This is a genomic window from Pseudomonas sp. NLJ1 (genome assembly GCF_049486705.1).
In the GTDB taxonomy this organism is placed as follows: domain Bacteria; phylum Pseudomonadota; class Gammaproteobacteria; order Pseudomonadales; family Pseudomonadaceae; genus Aquipseudomonas; species Aquipseudomonas inefficax.
Genome location: NZ_CP137735.1, coordinates 1,650,607 through 1,666,712, shown reverse-complemented (window position 1 = coordinate 1,666,712; position 16,106 = coordinate 1,650,607). Strand labels below are relative to the sequence as shown.

At 61.2% G+C, this 16,106-nt stretch carries 16 protein-coding genes and 1 tRNA gene; 12 read left to right on the top strand and 5 right to left on the bottom strand.

Annotation, left to right across the window (positions count from 1 at the left end):
• Nucleotides 1–2: 2 nt before the first annotated feature.
• The 11 genes from cpaB to R9B85_RS07365 all read left to right on the top strand — a co-directional run bounded on the left by cpaB (nt 3) and on the right by R9B85_RS07365 (nt 10,705).
• Nucleotides 3–815 (top strand): Flp pilus assembly protein CpaB, encoded by an 813-nt coding sequence (cpaB, locus tag R9B85_RS07415; RefSeq protein WP_423770944.1) that lies wholly within the window; start codon nt 3–5, stop codon nt 813–815.
• Nucleotides 816–878: 63 nt separating this feature from the next.
• On the top strand, nt 879–2,390 hold the full coding sequence (locus R9B85_RS07410; RefSeq protein WP_313856290.1) for a type II and III secretion system protein family protein: 1,512 nt from the start codon (nt 879–881) through the stop codon (nt 2,388–2,390).
• A 15-nt stretch (nt 2,391–2,405) separates the two neighbouring features.
• Nucleotides 2,406–2,687 carry a hypothetical protein gene (locus tag R9B85_RS07405; RefSeq protein ID WP_133975105.1) on the top strand — a complete coding sequence of 94 codons (282 nt, stop codon included), beginning with the start codon at nt 2,406–2,408 and terminating at the stop codon, nt 2,685–2,687.
• A gap of 11 nt (nt 2,688–2,698) precedes the next feature.
• Nucleotides 2,699–4,042, top strand: a complete 1,344-nt coding sequence (locus R9B85_RS07400) for a TadE/TadG family type IV pilus assembly protein (protein WP_390899146.1) — start codon at nt 2,699–2,701, stop codon at nt 4,040–4,042.
• A 9-nt stretch (nt 4,043–4,051) separates the two neighbouring features.
• A complete protein-coding gene (locus R9B85_RS07395) occupies nt 4,052–4,522 on the top strand; it encodes a TadE/TadG family type IV pilus assembly protein (RefSeq protein ID WP_133975103.1) in 471 nt (156 codons plus the stop codon).
• Nucleotides 4,522–5,025, top strand: a complete 504-nt coding sequence (locus R9B85_RS07390; RefSeq protein ID WP_313856284.1) for a pilus assembly protein — start codon at nt 4,522–4,524, stop codon at nt 5,023–5,025. Before R9B85_RS07395 ends, R9B85_RS07390 begins: the two co-directional genes overlap by 1 nt.
• Nucleotides 5,019–6,236, top strand: coding sequence for an AAA family ATPase (locus R9B85_RS07385; protein ID WP_313856282.1), 1,218 nt, complete (start codon nt 5,019–5,021; stop codon nt 6,234–6,236). Before R9B85_RS07390 ends, R9B85_RS07385 begins: the two co-directional genes overlap by 7 nt.
• Nucleotides 6,237–6,239: 3 nt before the next feature.
• The gene (locus R9B85_RS07380; RefSeq protein WP_252378648.1) at nt 6,240–7,682 is read left to right on the top strand and encodes a CpaF family protein; all 1,443 of its coding nucleotides are present in this window, start codon (nt 6,240–6,242) and stop codon (nt 7,680–7,682) included.
• Nucleotides 7,679–8,665, top strand: coding sequence for a type II secretion system F family protein (locus R9B85_RS07375; protein ID WP_423770943.1), 987 nt, complete (start codon nt 7,679–7,681; stop codon nt 8,663–8,665). Before R9B85_RS07380 ends, R9B85_RS07375 begins: the two co-directional genes overlap by 4 nt.
• 26 nt (nt 8,666–8,691) lie before the next feature.
• Nucleotides 8,692–9,660, top strand: coding sequence for a type II secretion system F family protein (locus R9B85_RS07370; protein ID WP_313856278.1), 969 nt, complete (start codon nt 8,692–8,694; stop codon nt 9,658–9,660).
• 1 nt (nt 9,661) lies between these two features.
• On the top strand, nt 9,662–10,705 hold the full coding sequence (locus tag R9B85_RS07365; RefSeq protein ID WP_423770942.1) for a tetratricopeptide repeat protein: 1,044 nt from the start codon (nt 9,662–9,664) through the stop codon (nt 10,703–10,705).
• A gap of 86 nt (nt 10,706–10,791) precedes the next feature.
• On the opposite strand, the gene R9B85_RS07360 is transcribed toward R9B85_RS07365, so the two are convergent.
• Together R9B85_RS07360 and R9B85_RS07355 are read right to left on the bottom strand one after the other, a co-directional pair.
• Nucleotides 10,792–11,802 carry a DUF4917 family protein gene (locus tag R9B85_RS07360; RefSeq protein ID WP_313856274.1) on the bottom strand — a complete coding sequence of 337 codons (1,011 nt, stop codon included), beginning with the start codon at nt 11,800–11,802 and terminating at the stop codon, nt 10,792–10,794.
• A gap of 213 nt (nt 11,803–12,015) precedes the next feature.
• Entirely contained in the window at nt 12,016–13,722 is a 1,707-nt protein-coding gene (locus R9B85_RS07355) for a SulP family inorganic anion transporter (protein WP_423770941.1), read from the bottom strand.
• Between R9B85_RS07355 and R9B85_RS07350 the strand changes: the two genes are divergently transcribed.
• Nucleotides 13,721–13,846: a hypothetical protein gene (locus R9B85_RS07350; RefSeq protein ID WP_256474633.1), complete on the top strand. Its 126-nt coding sequence runs from the start codon at nt 13,721–13,723 to the stop codon at nt 13,844–13,846. The two genes, R9B85_RS07355 and R9B85_RS07350, sit on opposite strands and share 2 nt — an antisense overlap.
• Before the next feature lie 40 nt (nt 13,847–13,886).
• Here the strand turns inward: R9B85_RS07350 and R9B85_RS07345 are convergent.
• The 3 genes from R9B85_RS07345 to R9B85_RS07335 all read right to left on the bottom strand — a co-directional run bounded on the left by R9B85_RS07345 (nt 13,887) and on the right by R9B85_RS07335 (nt 16,099).
• Nucleotides 13,887–13,960: transfer RNA gene (locus R9B85_RS07345), tRNA-Gly, on the bottom strand.
• 111 nt (nt 13,961–14,071) lie between these two features.
• Nucleotides 14,072–14,959 (bottom strand): (R)-3-hydroxydecanoyl-ACP:CoA transacylase, encoded by an 888-nt coding sequence (phaG, locus tag R9B85_RS07340; protein WP_215520791.1) that lies wholly within the window; start codon nt 14,957–14,959, stop codon nt 14,072–14,074.
• A 447-nt stretch (nt 14,960–15,406) separates the two neighbouring features.
• Nucleotides 15,407–16,099: a pseudouridine synthase gene (locus R9B85_RS07335; RefSeq protein ID WP_112250504.1), complete on the bottom strand. Its 693-nt coding sequence runs from the start codon at nt 16,097–16,099 to the stop codon at nt 15,407–15,409.
• Nucleotides 16,100–16,106: the final 7 nt, after the last annotated feature.

Genomic DNA, 16,106 nt, shown 5'->3' with positions numbered 1-16,106 from the left:
ACATGAGTGCCCGTACGCTGATCCTGGTTGCCGTTTCCCTGTCCTTGGGGCTTGGCGCCGCCTTGATGGCCAACAACTGGCTCGATGGTCGGCTCAACACCGTCCCGGACAACAACATGAAGAACGTGGTGGTCGCCACGGTGGAGATCCCGTTCGGGCAGATGATCGAGGCCCAGCAGGTCGCCATCGTGCGCATGCCCAAGGACGCGGTACCAGACGATGCCTTCGACAGTAACGAAAAGGTGCTGGGCAAGATCGCCACCTTCGCCCTGTTGCGCGGCGACGTGCTGCGCAGCGCCCGCCTGGCCGAGCACTTGGGTGGCAGCACCCTGGCTTCGTTGATCGCCCCCGACAAACGTGCCATTTCGGTGCGAGTGGATGATGTGGTCGGGGTGGGTGGGTTCCTCTTGCCGGGTAACCGGGTCGATGTACTGGCGACCAGGCAAAGTGACGGCGGCAGTAATGACGCAGAGTCCAGGACTATCCTCCAGGACTTGCGGGTATTGGCCGTGGATCAGACGGCAGGGACGGACAAGACCCAACCGGTGGTAGTGCGGGCGGTGACCCTGGAAATGTCGGCGAAAGAGGCAGAAATCCTGGTCAAGGCGCAATCGGAAGGGAAGTTGCAACTGGCCCTGCGTAATCCGCTGGATGCTCAGAAGCCGGCGCCAACCGTTGCTGCTGCCGAGCCGGTGAAGGCCGTACCGCCAGCAGTCAAACCCCAACCAAAACCGGTGGTAAATCGCAGTAACGACGGTGGCGCGGTCACCATCATCCGCGGGACCGAAATCGAGGTCGCGAAAGCCAGATTCTAAGGCAGAAGACGTCCCGATAGCTAACTTTCGGCAGCAACAAGATCACCTTGCAGGGAGTAGTCAATGAATACTTTGCAGAGACTAGGGCTGTACCTGTTGTGTGGGCTGGGTACGCAGCTGTTGTTCGCTGGCGTGGCGCAGGCTGCAGAACCGGGGGCGGGCTACAGCGCCATGCCGGCGGCCAACACCAACATAGTCCAGGTACCCATCTACAAGTCGCGGACGATCAGCACTCGTACACCGGTCAGGAAAATCTCGGTAGGCAACCCGGATATCGCCGATATCCTGATCACCAGCCCGACCCAGCTCTACCTGCTTGGCCGTTCTCTGGGCGCTACCAACGTATTGCTGTGGGACAGCAACAACCGCTTGATCGAGACCCTGGATGTGGAGGTCGTGCATGACCTCACCGGGCTCAAGACCAAACTGCATCAGTTGTTGCCCGAAGAGAACATCGAGGTGTTCAGTGCCCAGGGCGCACTTGTGCTGCGTGGCCAGGTGCGCAGCGCCGGCGCCATGGACACGGCGATGAAAGTGGCCAAGACCTATGCCGCGCAGACCTCGAGTGTGGTGCAAGGCAAAGGTGAAGCTGCCGAGGCGGCCCCGGCCCAGTCGCTGGAGGTGATCAACCTGCTCAGTGTCGGTGGCAGCCAGCAGGTGATGTTGGAAGTGAAAGTGGCCGAGATGCAGCGCAGCCTGATCAAGAACCTCAACGTGCGCTTCAATGCCCTTGGCTCATCTGGCAACTGGAGCGGTGGCGGGTTCAACAATGGTCAAGGGCTGGGCCTGACTCCAGGTGGCGGCTCGATCCTTTCGCCAGGTTCGCTGATTGGTGGCGGCAAAGGCTTGTTCGCCCAGTTCCTGTCCGACGATTTCCTCTTCAACGTGGTGCTGGAGGCGTCCAAGGACAATGGTTCGGCCAAAGTGCTGGCGGAACCCACCCTCACCACCCTGACCGGGCAGCAGGCGGAGTTCATTTCCGGTGGCGAGTTCCCGATTCCGATCACCGAGGATGATGGCATCACCATCGAATACAAGGAATTCGGTGTCGGCGTGAAGTTTCTGCCGGTGGTGCTCGACTCCGGGCGCATCAACCTCAACCTGAATGTCTCGGTGAGCGAGCTTTCCAACGTCAACTCGCTGGTACTCGACACAGGCCTGAACAGCATTCTGGGCGATGGTGTCACCCAGGTCATTCCGTCGTTGACCAAGCGCAGCGCCGAGTCCACGGTCGAACTTGGCAATGGCCAGACCATCGCCATCGCCGGCTTGATCAGTGAAAACACCCGCGATTTCGTCAGCCGTTTCCCCGGGCTGGGGGACCTGCCGATACTCGGGCACCTGTTCCGCAGCCAGTCGTTCATAAACGGTGAAACCGAACTGGTGATCCTGGTAACGCCGCACCTGGCCAAGCCTGTGGATGCCAAGGCGGTGCGCCTGCCCACCGAGAAGTTCGTCGAGCCCAGCGACCTGGACTTCTACCTGCTCGGCAAGACCAAGGGCAGCGAGCCTGGGCGCGCGGTACCCGTCAGCCTCGGGGTCAGCGGTGGCAACTTTGGCCATGATCTGAATTGATCGGAGAGAACCAGCATGAGAAGCATGATCGTGTGTTGCGCGCTGCTGTCGGGTTTGTCCGGTTGCATGTCGTACGACGAAGGGCGCGTTGGCCCGCTGGGGTACAGCGTCTACCAGACTACCTACCAACAGATTGCCGACAAGCAGGCAGCTGCCAACCCAGGTACTGAACTGCCTGCCGCTGGAGTCGATGGGCCGCTGCTGGAGAAGGTGATCAATGGTTATAGGGGGGTGACTGGCGATGCGCAGCAGGTCGGTCAGCCGATCCAGATCCAGGTCACTGATTCAACTCGCTGATCGAGGGCGTGATCATGACTCATCGAGCCCAACGGATGTTCACCGCGCCGCCAGGCCAACAGCGGGGCGCAGTAACTATCATCATCGTGATCGCCCTGTTGGCGATACTGATGATGGCCGCGTTGGTGCTCGATGGTGGTCACATGTTGTTGAACAAGACCCGACTGCAGAATGCGGTGGATGCCGCCGCCCTCAGTGGTGCCAAGACCCTGAGCCAGGTGATGGGCTCAGGCAATGCCGCCACTACCGCACGCAGTGCCGCGCTTTTTACCCTGAACGAAAATGCCAAGGCCGCAGGCAACAATGAGCTGGCGACGGCAATCGGCGGCAACCCTGGAGCATTCGCTGTGGTGGAGTTGGCAGACAGTGTCTATGGGCCTTTCTCCTTCCCCGGGCCGGCCAATGCCACCTATGTGCGGGTCTCGGTATCGAATTACTCACTGGCGGGCTTTTTCTGGAGCTTCGCCCAGTCAATCGGTATGGGAACCGTGGGGACCAAGAGCGTGGCGGCGATTGCCACCGCCGGGCCGAGCCCGACCAGTCCATGTGATCTTGCACCGCTGCTGGTGTGTGGCGACTCGACCAAATACAACCCGGATACCGGAATGTTCTGGGGCTATCGCTTTGGTGACCTGGAGGTCTTGAAATCAGCCTCCAAGAACAGCGACCCGATCGGCCCGGGCAATTTTCAGCTGCTCGATTTTGGCTCGGGTGGCAAGGAAGTTGGCGAACTCATGGCCGGCGGCGCCTCGGTCTGCCGCAATGTCGGTGAAAACGTCACCACCAAGCCTGGCAACACAGTTGGCCCTTCCGTCAAAGGCCTGAACACGCGCTTTGGCCAGTACACCGGGTCGCTCAATAATTCGGACTATCCGCCGGACCTGGTGACGAACTATAGCGACCCGGTGATGACATACAACGATGCAACCACGCCTCCCCGAGTAGAGCAGCAGGGCCAGGTCGTCACTTCGAGCAATGGCAACCTGTCTGCTGGCGGCACGCCGCTGTTCGACTACAACGATTATTCCGCGCAGACAGCCGCATGTGTTGCAGGCGGCACGGGTTGCCAGTCGGGTGGGGTTTTCGAGCGGCGGATGCTGAAGATCGTGGTAGGCGACTGCTCTGGCAAGAATTCGGGTGCAACGTCGATTCCTGTCATCGGTTTCGGTTGCTTCTATGTAGTGCAGCCAGCCGACAACTCAGGTGGGGATTCGCAGATCTTCGGCCAGTTCGTCAAGCAATGCGAAGGTGACGGTGTACCTGGGCCAACGCCGCAAGACGATTCCGGCCCACAGATCATCCAGCTGTACAAAACCTTTATCAGTGGCAGTGGCACACCGAGCACCGACTCCTAGGAGCGTGTCATGAAAATTCATCGGCTCAAGCGTGCGCAGCATCAGCAAGGGGTGGCAATCGTCGAGTTCACGATCACCCTGCCGCTGTTGCTCCTGACCTTGCTGGCTCTCGGCGAATTTGGCCGCATGCTTTACCAGTACAACAGCTTGCTGCAGGGCAGCCGGGATGCCGCGCGTTTCGTCGCCAGCCAGGCCTGGAACTCGACCCTTGGCAAGGTCGAGGTGGGTGCCGATCTCGAGTGCATGACCAAGTACGTGGCGGTGTACGGAGCACCGTCCACGCCGCCTTGCAGTCTGACCGGGATGCCGGCCAACACCACCGTGCAGGTGGCCAAGGTGGCGGGCACCAACGACCACGTGCAGGTGACCATCAGCTCGGTCTTTTCCCCGGTGGTCGCCAACGGCATTCCGGCCTTTATCGGAGGCAGCACGGCGCTGAACTTCCCGTTGGTCGCCACCACTGTGATGAGGGCACTGTGATGAAACGCAGAGGCATGCAAGGCGTCTACGTGGTGGAGTTCGCCATCGTCAGTGCGTTGATGTTCACGTTGCTGTTCGGAGTGCTGGAAATTGGCCGGTTGTACTACACCGCGAACGTGCTGAACGAGTCCGTTCGGCGTGGTGCGCGGCTGGCAGCGGTATGCAATATCAGCGACCCGGTGGTGCTGCGCCGGGCGATATTCAACAGTGCGGGCGACAGCGGAGCCAGTGGCCTGCTGGCCGACCTGGACACCTCTGACCTGACCCTGCGTTACCTGGACAAGAACGGTGCACAGGTCGCCAACCCCGGTGACCTGGTGAGTGCCACCGGGTTTGCCGCTGTCCGCTATGTGCAACTGACACTGCAGAACTTCCAGTTCAGCCTGTTTATTCCAGGTTTTGGCGTTTCCATTACCTTGCCAGTATTCAAGGCGACCTTACCTCGCGAGAGCCTCGGGCGTCATACCGAGGCGGATGTCGTACCGGAGATCACGCCATGCTGAATCTTAGGGAATCTTCCGTATCCGCTACCTCCATCAAGCCCGGGATGCGTCTGTTGATCAGCAGTTCGGACGCCTTGGCCTTGCGTCAGTTGCAAGAAATCTGTCAGCGCATCTCAGGCCTTGAGGTGAATGTTCGTCAGGTGAGCAATGGGCATTGCGACCCTCTGTACGGTTTGGACCGGATGCCCGACTTCCTGCTGCTGCGCGTTGGCCAGCTGTGGCGTGAGGAACTGGCAGCGCTGATGCAACGCCCGGCCCATGAGCGCCCGCCGCTGTTGGTGTGTGGCCTGCTGGACGATCGGGAAGGCATGCGCCTGGCGATGCAAGCCGGTGCGCGCGATTTTCTGCCAGAGCCTATCGTTGCCATGGAGCTTATTGCAGCCTTGAACCGTATGGTCGTGGAAACCCAGACCAACAGCACGGCAACAGGCAAGCTGATCGCGGTGATGAATGCCAAGGGAGGCTCCGGCGGCACGGTACTGGCCTGCAACCTGGCGCATCAACTGAGCCTCAAGGGCAACACCCTGTTGCTGGACCTGGACCTGCAGTTTGGCAGCGTGTCGCATCATCTGGATGTGGCGCAGTCGCACAGCCAGCTAGATGTGTTGCAGCAGGTAAAAGAAATGGATGGTGTCGCACTGCGAGGCTTCTGCAGCCATTTCAGCCCGTCCTTGCATGTGCTTGGCAGCCGCGCCAATGAGCTGTGCCTACCGCAGGATGTCCAGGCCGAACAGCTCGATGCGCTGCTGCAGCTTGCGCGGGCCAACTATGACTGGGTGGTGGCGGACTTGCCGCGGCAGATCGACCACATCACCGCTTCGGTACTGGAGCAGGCCGACCGGGTGTACGTCGTGGTGCAGCAGAGCGTCAACCACCTGCGCGACGCCAGTTCCCTGGCGCGCATCCTGCGCGATGACCTGGGCGTGCGTGGCAATCAGCTGGAGGTGGTGGTCAACCGCTACGACAAGGCGGCACCGGTCAGCCTCAAGGACATTGGCGAGGCATTGCGCTGCACCAACATCGTGAAGCTGCCCAATGACTTCAGCGTCATCAACCAGAGCCAGAACACGGGCGTGCCACTGGGCCTGCAAGCACCTCGCTCCGCGATCACCCAGGCGCTGCGTGGGCTGGCCGAGGAATTGGTTGGCAAGCAGGTGGACACTGACAGTGGACTGTTCAAACGCGCCTTCAAGCGTGTTTTTCGGGGGTGAACCATGCTTAGCGATTTTCGTAACCGTTTGCGCAAACAGGCAGTCACCGCCGAGGCATCGACACCGTCGAAGCAGGGTGCAGGCGCGAAGGACCCGGCAGAGGCGCTGATGGCGTGGGAGCATTCAGCGCCCGATATTCTGTTTGAAACGAAAAGCCAGGTCACCTCGGTGGAAGCCGAGTGGCGGGAAAAAACCTATCAGCAACTGCTCAAGGTCATGGATCTGTCCTTGCTCGACTCGCTCGAACAGGCCGAGGCCGTGCGGCAGATCCGCGATATCTGCCAGCGTCTGCTCGATGAGCATTCAGCTCCGGTGAGCTCTGCCAGCCGCCAGTTGATCATCAAGCAGATCACCGACGAAGTGCTTGGCCTTGGCCCGCTGGAGCCGCTGTTGGCCGATCACACGGTGTCCGACATCCTGGTCAACGGGCATGACTCGGTGTACGTCGAGCGGTTCGGCAAGCTGCAGCGCACCGATGTGCGTTTTCGCGATGATCAGCACCTGCTGAACATCATCGATCGCATCGTCTCCAGCCTCGGCCGGCGTATCGACGAGTCTTCGCCGTTGGTAGATGCGCGGCTCAAGGATGGTTCACGGGTCAATGCGATCATCCCGCCGCTTGCCATCGACGGGCCAAGTATATCGATTCGCCGCTTTGCGGTGGACCTGCTCAATACCGACAGCCTGATCCAGGCGGGCGCGCTGACGCCGGCCATCGCCTTGCTGCTCAAGGCGATCGTGCGGGGACGGCTGAACGTACTGATCTCCGGCGGCACCGGCTGCGGCAAGACCACCATGCTCAATGTACTGTCCAGTTTCATTCCGCATAACGAGCGCATCGTCACCATCGAAGACTCGGCCGAGCTGCAACTGCAGCAGCCGCATGTGGTGCGCCTGGAAACACGGCCGGCGAACATCGAGGGGCGCGGCGAGGTGGGCCAGCGTGAGCTGGTGCGCAACAGCCTGCGGATGCGCCCGGACCGCATCGTGATCGGTGAGGTGCGCGGCGCCGAGGCGCTGGACATGCTGACGGCGATGAACACCGGCCACGATGGTTCGCTGACTACCATCCATGCCAACACTGCGCGCGATGCGTTGGGCCGGGTCGAGAACATGGTCTTGATGTCTGGCGCCACATTCCCCATCAAGGCCATGCGCCAGCAGATCGCATCAGCCATCGATGTAGTGATCCAGCTGGAGCGGCAGGAAGATGGCAAGCGGCGGTTGGTCAGTGTGCAGGAGATCAACGGCATGGAGGGCGAAATCATCACCATGACCGAGATCTTCTCTTTTGTCCGCAATGGTGTGGGCGAGCAGGGCCAGGTGCTTGGTGACTTCCGGCCAAGTGGCATGGTCCCAGCGTTTCGCGATTCCTTGGCGAAGCGCGGGATCGAGTTGCCGCTGACGATGTTCAGGCCTGAATGGATGGAGGCTCGTCAACCATGAGCCAGATACCTGTTGAATTCATCCTGATTTTTCTTGGCATGGTGTTCGTTGCGGTGTTTCTCCTCAGCCAAGGGTTGGTGGTGCCAGTGTTCGGCGAAGCGGGCAAGGTACGCAAACGTATCCGCAGCCGGCTGGTTATTCTGGAGCGGGCAAGCCATCTGCCGAACATGCAGACCGTGCTGCGGCAGAAGTACCTGACCCGCTTGTCTCCGCTGGAGGCGCGGCTCGAGCAGTTACCCTTCATGGCGTCGCTGACGCAAATGATCGAGCAGGCCGGGCATGAGTACCGGGCCTATCGGGTATTGCTGATGGGATTCGTTCTGGCGGCGGCTGCCGGGATGCTGGCCTGGATGTTCTTTCCCTACTGGTGGTTGGCGCTGGCGGCAGCGTTCGTGGCGTTCTGGCTGCCGCTGCTGAAAATCTCCGCTGATCGTGGCAAGCGTTTCGCCAGGTTCGAGGAGGACTTGCCGGATGCGCTGGAATCCATGTGCCGGGCGTTGCGCGCGGGGCACCCCTTCAATGAAACCTTGCGCCTGGTGGCCGATGAACACAAGGGGCCGGTGGCGCACGAGTTTGGCCTGACGTTCGCCGATATCAACTACGGTAATGATGTGCGCAGGGCCATGCTTGGCTTGCTCGAGCGGGTGCCGAGCATGACCGTGATGATGATGGTGACCTCGATCCTCATTCATCGCGAGACAGGCGGCAACCTGACCGAAGTGCTGGAGCGCCTGAGCCGCCTGATACGCGGGCGTTTCCGCTTTCAGCGCAAGGTCAAGACAATGTCGGCCGAAGGGCGAATGTCGGCCTGGATTCTGGTGGCCGTACCTTTCGTGTTGGCGGCGGCGATCATTGTCACGACCCCGGAGTATTTGACGTTGCTGATCAAGGATCCTACTGGGCACAAGTTGGTCATGGGGGCTTTTGGCTCCATGTTGATGGGGATTTTCTGGATTCGGAAAATCATCCGTATCCAGATTTAGGCAGTTCTCGCAGGGGGGCGTCGGTCATGGACTATTTGCTCGGTTTGTTGAATAGGGTGACGGACAGTGAGGCACTGGCACGCCTGCTGATCGTTGGTGCGATCGGGATGAGCACAGTCATTGCAGTGATCACAGTGACGTTACTGGTGCTGGGCCTGCAGAGCCCTCTGCAACGCCGTCTTGCATTGATCAAGCGTGATCACTCCAGCGCTGCGGCCGGGCGCGAGGCGCCCGGCAACCTGCAGCTGTTACTGGAACGGGTCGGTCGGCGCGTTACTCCCTCTGCGGAGGAGCAGGTGTCGGCCACCCGAATCCTGTTGACCCACGCGGGTTATGGCTCGGCGTCAGCGGTACAAGTGTACTGGGCTGTGCGTTTGCTGCTGCCGTTGATGCTAATGGGTATCTTGCTGTTGACACTGCCACTGGTTCCCAACCTTTCCCCGACCATGATCATTGGTGTGGCGCTGATGGGGGCTGCCGTCGGATGGCTACTGCCGGCAGTGTATGTCGACAAGCGCAAGAAGGCTCGGCAGAGGCGGTTGCGTGCGGCTTTTCCTGATGCCCTGGACTTGATGGTGGTTTGCGTGGAGTCGGGCTTGGCGTTGCCCCAGGCAATCGAGCGGGTGGCCGAAGAAATGGCGGTCAGCCAGGCCGAGCTGGCCGAGGAACTGGCGTTGGTCAATGCGCAGATCCGCGCCGGCATTTCCAGTACCGAAGCGCTCAGGCAACTGGCGGACCGCACCGGCCTGGAAGATATCCAGGGCTTGGTCAGCCTGCTGGCGCAGAGTATCCGCTTCGGCACCAGCGTAGGGGCTACCTTGCGTATCTATGCCGAAGAGTTTCGTGACCGGCGCATGCAGGCTGCCGAGGAAATGGGAGCGAAAATCGGAACCAAGCTGGTCTTTCCGCTAATTTTCTGTCTGTGGCCAAGCTTTTTTCTGGTAGCCATCGGCCCGGTGATCATCGGGATACTTAAAACGTTTGGGAGTCCGTGACATGAACAGGATCAGCTTGCTGTTGACCATGATAGCCGTGCTCTCGGGTTGCCAGAGCACGGGGCCAGACTTGAATGGGGTGCGTTCTGTCTACTCCGCTGGCAATTCGGTGCTCTACCAGGTGCAGTCGCAGAGCAGCTCGCCCGACCAGGCGATGCAGATGGCGGCGATGGCCTACCAGGCCGGTGACCTGGACCAGGCGCTGTACCAGTACTTGCGCGTCCTTGAACTGGCGCCCGAACGTTATGAGGCCCTGGTCTGGGTTGGCCGTATCCACCGCGAACGCGGCAACAACCAACTTGCCGAGATGGCCTTCACCGAGGTACTGAGCAAGGCGCCTGAAAACCCCGATGCTCTGACTGAAATGGGCCTGCTGAACCTGTCCATGCGCAAACATGAGCAGGCCAAGGTGATGCTGTTGAAGGCAGTTGCCGTGGATCAGAAGCGCTTCGTCAAGGAGCCGGCCAACACCCAGACAGGGGCGGCTGCGCTCAGGGTCGACAGCAAGTCCCCGCTCAAGGCTTACAACGGGCTGGGTGTGCTTGCAGACCTGGCCGACAACTTCGCCGAGGCGCAGACCTACTACCGCCTGGCCGAGCTCATCGATCCACGTTCGGCGTTGGTGCAGAACAGCCTTGGGTATTCCTACTACATGGCCGGGCAATGGGCCGATGCCGAGCTCCGGTACAAACGTGGTGTGAGCTACGACGGCACCTACAAACCGCTTTGGCGCAACTATGGGTTGCTGCTGGCTCGCATGGGGCGCTATGAGGAGGCGGTGTCTGCCTTCGAACAGGTCGAAAAGCGTGCCGAGGCCAGCAATGATGTTGGCTATGTCTGCCTGGTGGAGGGCAAGCTGGATGTGGCTGAGCAGTTCTTCCGCAGCGCGATCGAGTTGTCGCCGGGGCACTATCCCGTCGCCTGGGAAAACCTGAACAGGGTCCAGCAGATTCGGCAAATCCGCCAGCTGGGTGGCGATGTAGCGATGCCCGAGCCGGTTGCAGTTGGCCCGGCCGTGCAGGTGACAACGGCATCGGCGCCTTGACGGGGCCGAGAGCTTCAGCGGGCAAACCCTGATGCCTGTGAGATAGCATTAACGGGGGCTGCTTTGCGGCCCCCAGCTGGTCCACTTCACCTGCGGGTAAGCGGTGCTTCAATAGCCAACGCTGCTTGCCCCAACGGATGCGTACTGGCATCAAAGAAGTGCAGTACCGTCCCCGGCATATCCCCGAACCTGTCGACAAAATGCTGCTTCTGGTTGATCACCGATGCCTCGCTCAACGGCCTGATGGCAATCGACAGATGCTTCGGCCGGGCCTGTCGGATGGCTTCGAGCAGGTGCTGATCACTGCTGTCCAGGTGCTGCCCGAACAGGCATAGCCCCTGGCTTTCCCGCGCCAGCTGCCCCAGGCACCAGCTCAGGTAATCCGAGTTGCGGATGGCGCGCAGTTTCTCGTCGCTGCGGTCCTCGTTGACGAACAGCGGCACTTCGCCCGGGATGTTCACGGCAAAACCATCGAGCAGTTCGGCGCTGTCGGCGCTGCGTTGGCGGGTGGTGCCGTCGGGCAGTTTGAGCAGGTGCAGGCCGCCATGCAGGTGCAGCACCCGGGTGCCTTCGGCACTGGTGCGGCGCACGTCGAAGAAACCTTGCTCGTCGAACAGTTCGGCAAAGCCGTGCGGGGCGTGTTGCACGGCCCACGGTAGCAGCAGGTCGTAGTTGCTGGTATAGACGCTGCGGTAGCCGCGCAGGGCCTGGTTGAGGGTTGCCAGGGTGACGGCCGGCATGAGTGGCCACGGCAGGTGCACCGTGCGTATGGCGTGTATCAGCGCTTCCTTGATCGAGTAGTAGCGGTTCAGCGGCGCGGTGGAGTTGATGGCCAGCGCGGCATTGGTGCGCACAGTGGTGTTGAGGGCGCTGAGCACCGGCTCGAACAGCTCCGTACCCAGCGACTTGAACAGTGCCTGGTCGCTGACGGCCAGGCCTTTCTTGCGGCCGGCACGTTGCGCTTGCTCGAACAGCGAGAAGTAGCCGAACGGCTTCCACAGCGCGCGGCTGGCACCGTTGCCCAGCAGCAGTGCGTCGCAAGGGTGGCAGGCGGCGAGTTCTGGCCAAGGGGTGAGGGTGGCGTCTAGTGCGGGCATGCTGGGGTCCATTGGGTGGAGCGGGAACGGGGCGACTTTAGCATGTCATGCAAGGTGTGCGAGGGTTGTATCCAGGCGCCTGCCTTGTGAAGCCTGTACTGGCCCTATCGCCGGCAAGCCAGCTCCCACAGGTTCACCGCAGGTCTTATAGCAGTGCAATATCTGTGGGAGCTGGCTTGCCGGCGATAGGGCCAGCGGCAACAATGCACCTCTTCAACCTTCTCCAGCCACCTGCGCGCTGCGACTCCTGTTACGCCACACCCGATACGCACGGATGCCCGCCCGTACCGAGCCGAACAGCAGTCTGTCTTCCATCTCCCGGGCCATCCCCGAGCGCACCAGCATACGCAGAAAGGTGCCGCGGGCGCGGGAGATGGCGAAGTAGATACCCTGGGCCGCCAGGGTGTCGCGCACTTCGCGCAGGGCGGCGATGCCGCTTACGTCGATGCTGGTTACCGCTTCGGCATCGAACAGCACCGCCTTGGGTTGATCCTGGCTCTGCACGGCTTCGAGCAGGCGCATCTTGAAGTAGTCGGCGTTGAAGAACAGGATCGCGTCGTCGAAGCGGTACACCACCAGGCCTGGCACGGTGCGGGCATCCTTGTGTTTGCGAATGTCCACCTGGCCTTCGGTGCCCGGTAGCCAGCCCAGCACCGCGTCGGTGGGCTGATAGATGCTGTACAGCAGGCGCAGGATCGCCAGGGTCACGGCAAACACGATGCCGGGCAGCACGCCCAGGCTCAGCACGCCGACCGTGGTCAGCAGGCACAGCCAGAACTCGAAGCGGCTCAGGCGGCGAATGTGCCCCAGCGACTTGATGTCGATCAGCCCCCAGCCGGCCATCAACAGCACGGCGCCCAGCGCGGCCTGCGGGATCCACGCCATCGGCGCGGTGAAAAACAGCAAGATCAGGGCGATGACCAGCGCGGCGATGATGCCTACCAGCTGGCTCTTGCCACCGACCATGTCGTTGACCGCAGTGCGCGAATCTGCGCCGCTGATGGCAAAGCCCTGGGAAACGCCGGCAGCCAGGTTGCTTACGCCCAGGGCGACGAACTCGTGGTTGGCGTTGATCGCATAGCCGTGTCGGGCGGCAAAGCTGCGTGCGGTAAGCATGGCGCTGCAGAAACTGACGGTGGCGATACCCAGGGCGTCGCGCAGCAGGCTTTTCATTTCTGCCAGGTTACTGTGTGGCCAGGCCAGCTGCGGGATACCGGCAGGCACCGGACCGAGAATGGCGACGCCGAAGCGGTCGAGGCCGAACAGACCGACCAGCAGCATGAACAGCGCCACAACCATTAGTGCCGCAGGCAGACGCGGGTAGCGCCGTGGCAGCCAGATCAGCAGGCCCAGTGCGGCGAGGCCGATGAGCAGCGTCACCCAGTGGATTTCGCCCAGGCGCTGGAAGAAGTTGATCAGGCTGAGGATGAAGCCGTCACCCTCGATCTTGAACCCGACTACCTTGGACAACTGCCCGGCGATCAGGCTCAGGCCGATACCGTTGAGATAGCCGATCAGGATCGGCCGCGAGAAGAAGCTGGCGATGAACCCGGCCCGGGCCACACCGGCCGCGATCAGCATCACCCCGACCAGCAAGGTGACGATCACCGACAGTTCGGCAATCCGGTGCGGCTCGCCCAGGGCCAACGGCGCCACGGCGCCGGCGATCATCGCGCAGGTGGCGGCGTCTGGGCCGACCATCAGCTGGCGCGAGCTGCCGATCAGGGCGTAGACCATCATCGGCAGCACACAGGCGTACAGGCCGTACTGCGGCGGCAGGCCGACGATCTGCGCGTAGGCGATGGCAATGGGGATCTGGATCGCCGCCACCGAAAGGCCGGCCTGCAGGTCGGCGTGGAACCACTCGCGGCGGTAATGCAGCAGGTTGGCAAGGCCCGGTAGCCAGCGGGAGAGAAACATGCGTCGTCCTTTCGAAATGCTTCACGAATCCATGCAGGCATTGAAGCGGATCGGCAGGCAAATGGCCATGGGGCAGGTCAAAGGGAAGGGGGGAAACGAAAAAAGGAGCCTGGGCTCCTTTTGACAGCGATGACGTTGCGGGAACGCCATGCGGGAATGCGATGTGGAGCGGGTAGAGGGAATCGAACCCTCAACTAAAGCTTGGGAAGCTTTCGTTTTGCCACTAAACTATACCCGCGTTTGCGCAGCACTTTTTACCAGAACCTTCAACGAATTAGAAGCCCAAGTTATAAAAAAGCTTGTCGGCGCCCAATGACTTGCGGGATTCAGTCACAGGACGCCGAGCTGCTCAGATGGCCAATGCATGCTGCCCCTGTTGTACGTGCTGGTAACGTTGACGAGACTCACGCACGGTTGGCTTCAGGAACCCCAGCATGACGCTGCGGGTGTCCTCGCAAGCGGTCTTGTTCTCCATGTCAAGAAAGTGGCCTGCATCGCGGATCACGCTGAAGTGGCTGCGGCCCACATGCTTGCTGAACTGCCGCGCATCCTCGGCCGTGGTGTACTCGTCGCGGTCGCCGTTGATGAACAGCACCGGGATGTCGATATTGCGTGCGCCATTCAGCGCCCGCTCCAAGTCATGTTGCAGCACCTCGTTGATGTGGAAGTGCATCTGCGCGTACTCGTGGCTGTCCAGGCTGCTGACGTGGCGGTAGTTGAAACGCTTGAACAGTGACGGCAGGTGCTTGCCGATGGTGTCGTTGACCAGGTTGCCGACCTGATAACGGTCGCAGGCGGCCAGGTACTGGCAACCGCGGTCCAGGTAGTCGCGCATCGGTTCGTTGATTACCGGCGAGAAAGAACTCACCACTGCCTTCTTCAAGCCACGAGGCTGGTGCGCCAGCGCCAGCAGCGTACTTGCGCCACCCCACGAGAACGACATCACGTGGTCTGCCTGGAAGTGCTCGATCAGCTCCAGGAGAATATGCGCTTCGGTCTCCTTGCTGATAAAGCGTTCCTGGCGATTGTGCGGCTTGGATTTGCCGGCGTATGGCTGGTCGAACAGCACCACGTTGAATTGCGGGTGCAGGTTACGTACCGTCTGGGCGAACGAGGCCGTGGTGGCCAGCGAGCCGTTGATCAGGATGATCGTATTCTCGGCCGCATCCGCGCGATAGAACTCCGTGTAAACCCGATACTGACCTTGGATATCAAGTACAGCGATTTCTGGCCTCATGTCATCGACTCCTGGCGCAAAAAGGGTATTCGCGTCACCTAGGGTGCACGTTCTTTATGACAGGTAGGCATTTGCCTGAAGAGAAACCGGGGGCCCTGTGTCGATCCTTGGCACTTGCGTCGACGGTATTGTTTTTGGCAGGCAATTTGCCGTGCCCCAAGGCATCGAGGCCCCGGGTGGCCGGCAAAAAGTGTCTTCGACCGCAAGTGTGACTTGTTAGTCACATGCGGACTGACGATTTGGATTCAAGCAGTGGGTCGGTTATCCCGCAAGTGCCGTTCGGGGGAAAATGTGACTTTTGTCGCTGAGCGGTCGTATGACAACCCCGAAATGTCTGTTCCGGACTCTTCGCGGGTAAACCCGCTCCCACAGGCACCGTGCCGCTTGCAAGGGCAATGGAGCACCTGTGGGAGCGGGTTCACCCGCGAAGGCGTCGGAACAGCCAATCTAGACTGTCGCTATTTCATCCGCCGTCAGCTCACGGAACGCCCCCGGTGGCAACCCCGGGTCCAGCCGGATCGCCCCCATGCTCTCCCGATGCAACCCCACCACTTTGTTGTCGAAATGGCCGAACATGCGCTTCACCTGGTGATAGCGCCCTTCGACGATCGCCAGCCGCGCCTGGCGCGGCCCGAGGATGTCCAGCTGGGCGGGCAGGGTGGTGAGGTCTTCGAAGGCGAAGTAGAAACCTTCGAGGAACCTGGCCACATAGTGCTCGCCAATCTCGTCCTCGGTTTCCACCAGATAATGCTTCGGCAGCTTGGTCGCGGGCTGGGTAAGCCGCCGTGACCATTGGCCATCGTTGGTCAGGATCATCAGGCCGGTGGTGTTGAAGTCCAGCCGCCCGGCAATGTGCAGGTCCTCACGCAACGCGGCTGGCAGCAGGTCGAGCACGGTGCGGTGTTGCGGGTCCTGGGTGGCGCTGACGCAGCCTGCGGGCTTGTGCAACATCAGGTAGCGCGCCGGGCGGCCTGCCTGCAGCAGCTGGTCGTCCAGCTCCACGCGGCTGAATTCGCGCACTTCGGCCAGTGGGTCGCTGACAACCTGGCCATCCACCCGCACACGGCGTTGCGCGAGCATGAGCCGGACTTGCTGGCGGTTGTGGCTGGGCAGGTTGGCGAGGAAACGGTCGAGGCGCATGACAGAC

What these genes read in the sequence shown, in the direction of transcription:
- cpaB (WP_423770944.1), top strand. Translation starts at nt 3, where the DNA reads ATGAGTGCCCGTACGCTGATCCTGGTTGCCGTTTCCCTGTCCTTGGGG.
- R9B85_RS07410 (WP_313856290.1), top strand. Translation starts at nt 879, where the DNA reads ATGAATACTTTGCAGAGACTAGGGCTGTACCTGTTGTGTGGGCTGGGT.
- R9B85_RS07405 (WP_133975105.1), top strand. Translation starts at nt 2,406, where the DNA reads ATGAGAAGCATGATCGTGTGTTGCGCGCTGCTGTCGGGTTTGTCCGGT.
- R9B85_RS07395 (WP_133975103.1), top strand. Translation starts at nt 4,052, where the DNA reads ATGAAAATTCATCGGCTCAAGCGTGCGCAGCATCAGCAAGGGGTGGCA.
- R9B85_RS07390 (WP_313856284.1), top strand. Translation starts at nt 4,522, where the DNA reads ATGAAACGCAGAGGCATGCAAGGCGTCTACGTGGTGGAGTTCGCCATC.
- R9B85_RS07385 (WP_313856282.1), top strand. Translation starts at nt 5,019, where the DNA reads ATGCTGAATCTTAGGGAATCTTCCGTATCCGCTACCTCCATCAAGCCC.
- R9B85_RS07380 (WP_252378648.1), top strand. Translation starts at nt 6,240, where the DNA reads ATGCTTAGCGATTTTCGTAACCGTTTGCGCAAACAGGCAGTCACCGCC.
- R9B85_RS07375 (WP_423770943.1), top strand. Translation starts at nt 7,679, where the DNA reads ATGAGCCAGATACCTGTTGAATTCATCCTGATTTTTCTTGGCATGGTG.
- R9B85_RS07370 (WP_313856278.1), top strand. Translation starts at nt 8,692, where the DNA reads ATGGACTATTTGCTCGGTTTGTTGAATAGGGTGACGGACAGTGAGGCA.
- R9B85_RS07365 (WP_423770942.1), top strand. Translation starts at nt 9,662, where the DNA reads ATGAACAGGATCAGCTTGCTGTTGACCATGATAGCCGTGCTCTCGGGT.
- R9B85_RS07360 (WP_313856274.1), bottom strand. Translation starts at nt 11,802, where the DNA reads ATGCCCGCACTAGACGCCACCCTCACCCCTTGGCCAGAACTCGCCGCC.
- R9B85_RS07350 (WP_256474633.1), top strand. Translation starts at nt 13,721, where the DNA reads ATGCGTCGTCCTTTCGAAATGCTTCACGAATCCATGCAGGCATTGAAG.
- R9B85_RS07355 (WP_423770941.1), bottom strand. Translation starts at nt 13,722, where the DNA reads ATGTTTCTCTCCCGCTGGCTACCGGGCCTTGCCAACCTGCTGCATTAC.
- phaG (WP_215520791.1), bottom strand. Translation starts at nt 14,959, where the DNA reads ATGAGGCCAGAAATCGCTGTACTTGATATCCAAGGTCAGTATCGGGTT.
- R9B85_RS07335 (WP_112250504.1), bottom strand. Translation starts at nt 16,099, where the DNA reads ATGCGCCTCGACCGTTTCCTCGCCAACCTGCCCAGCCACAACCGCCAG.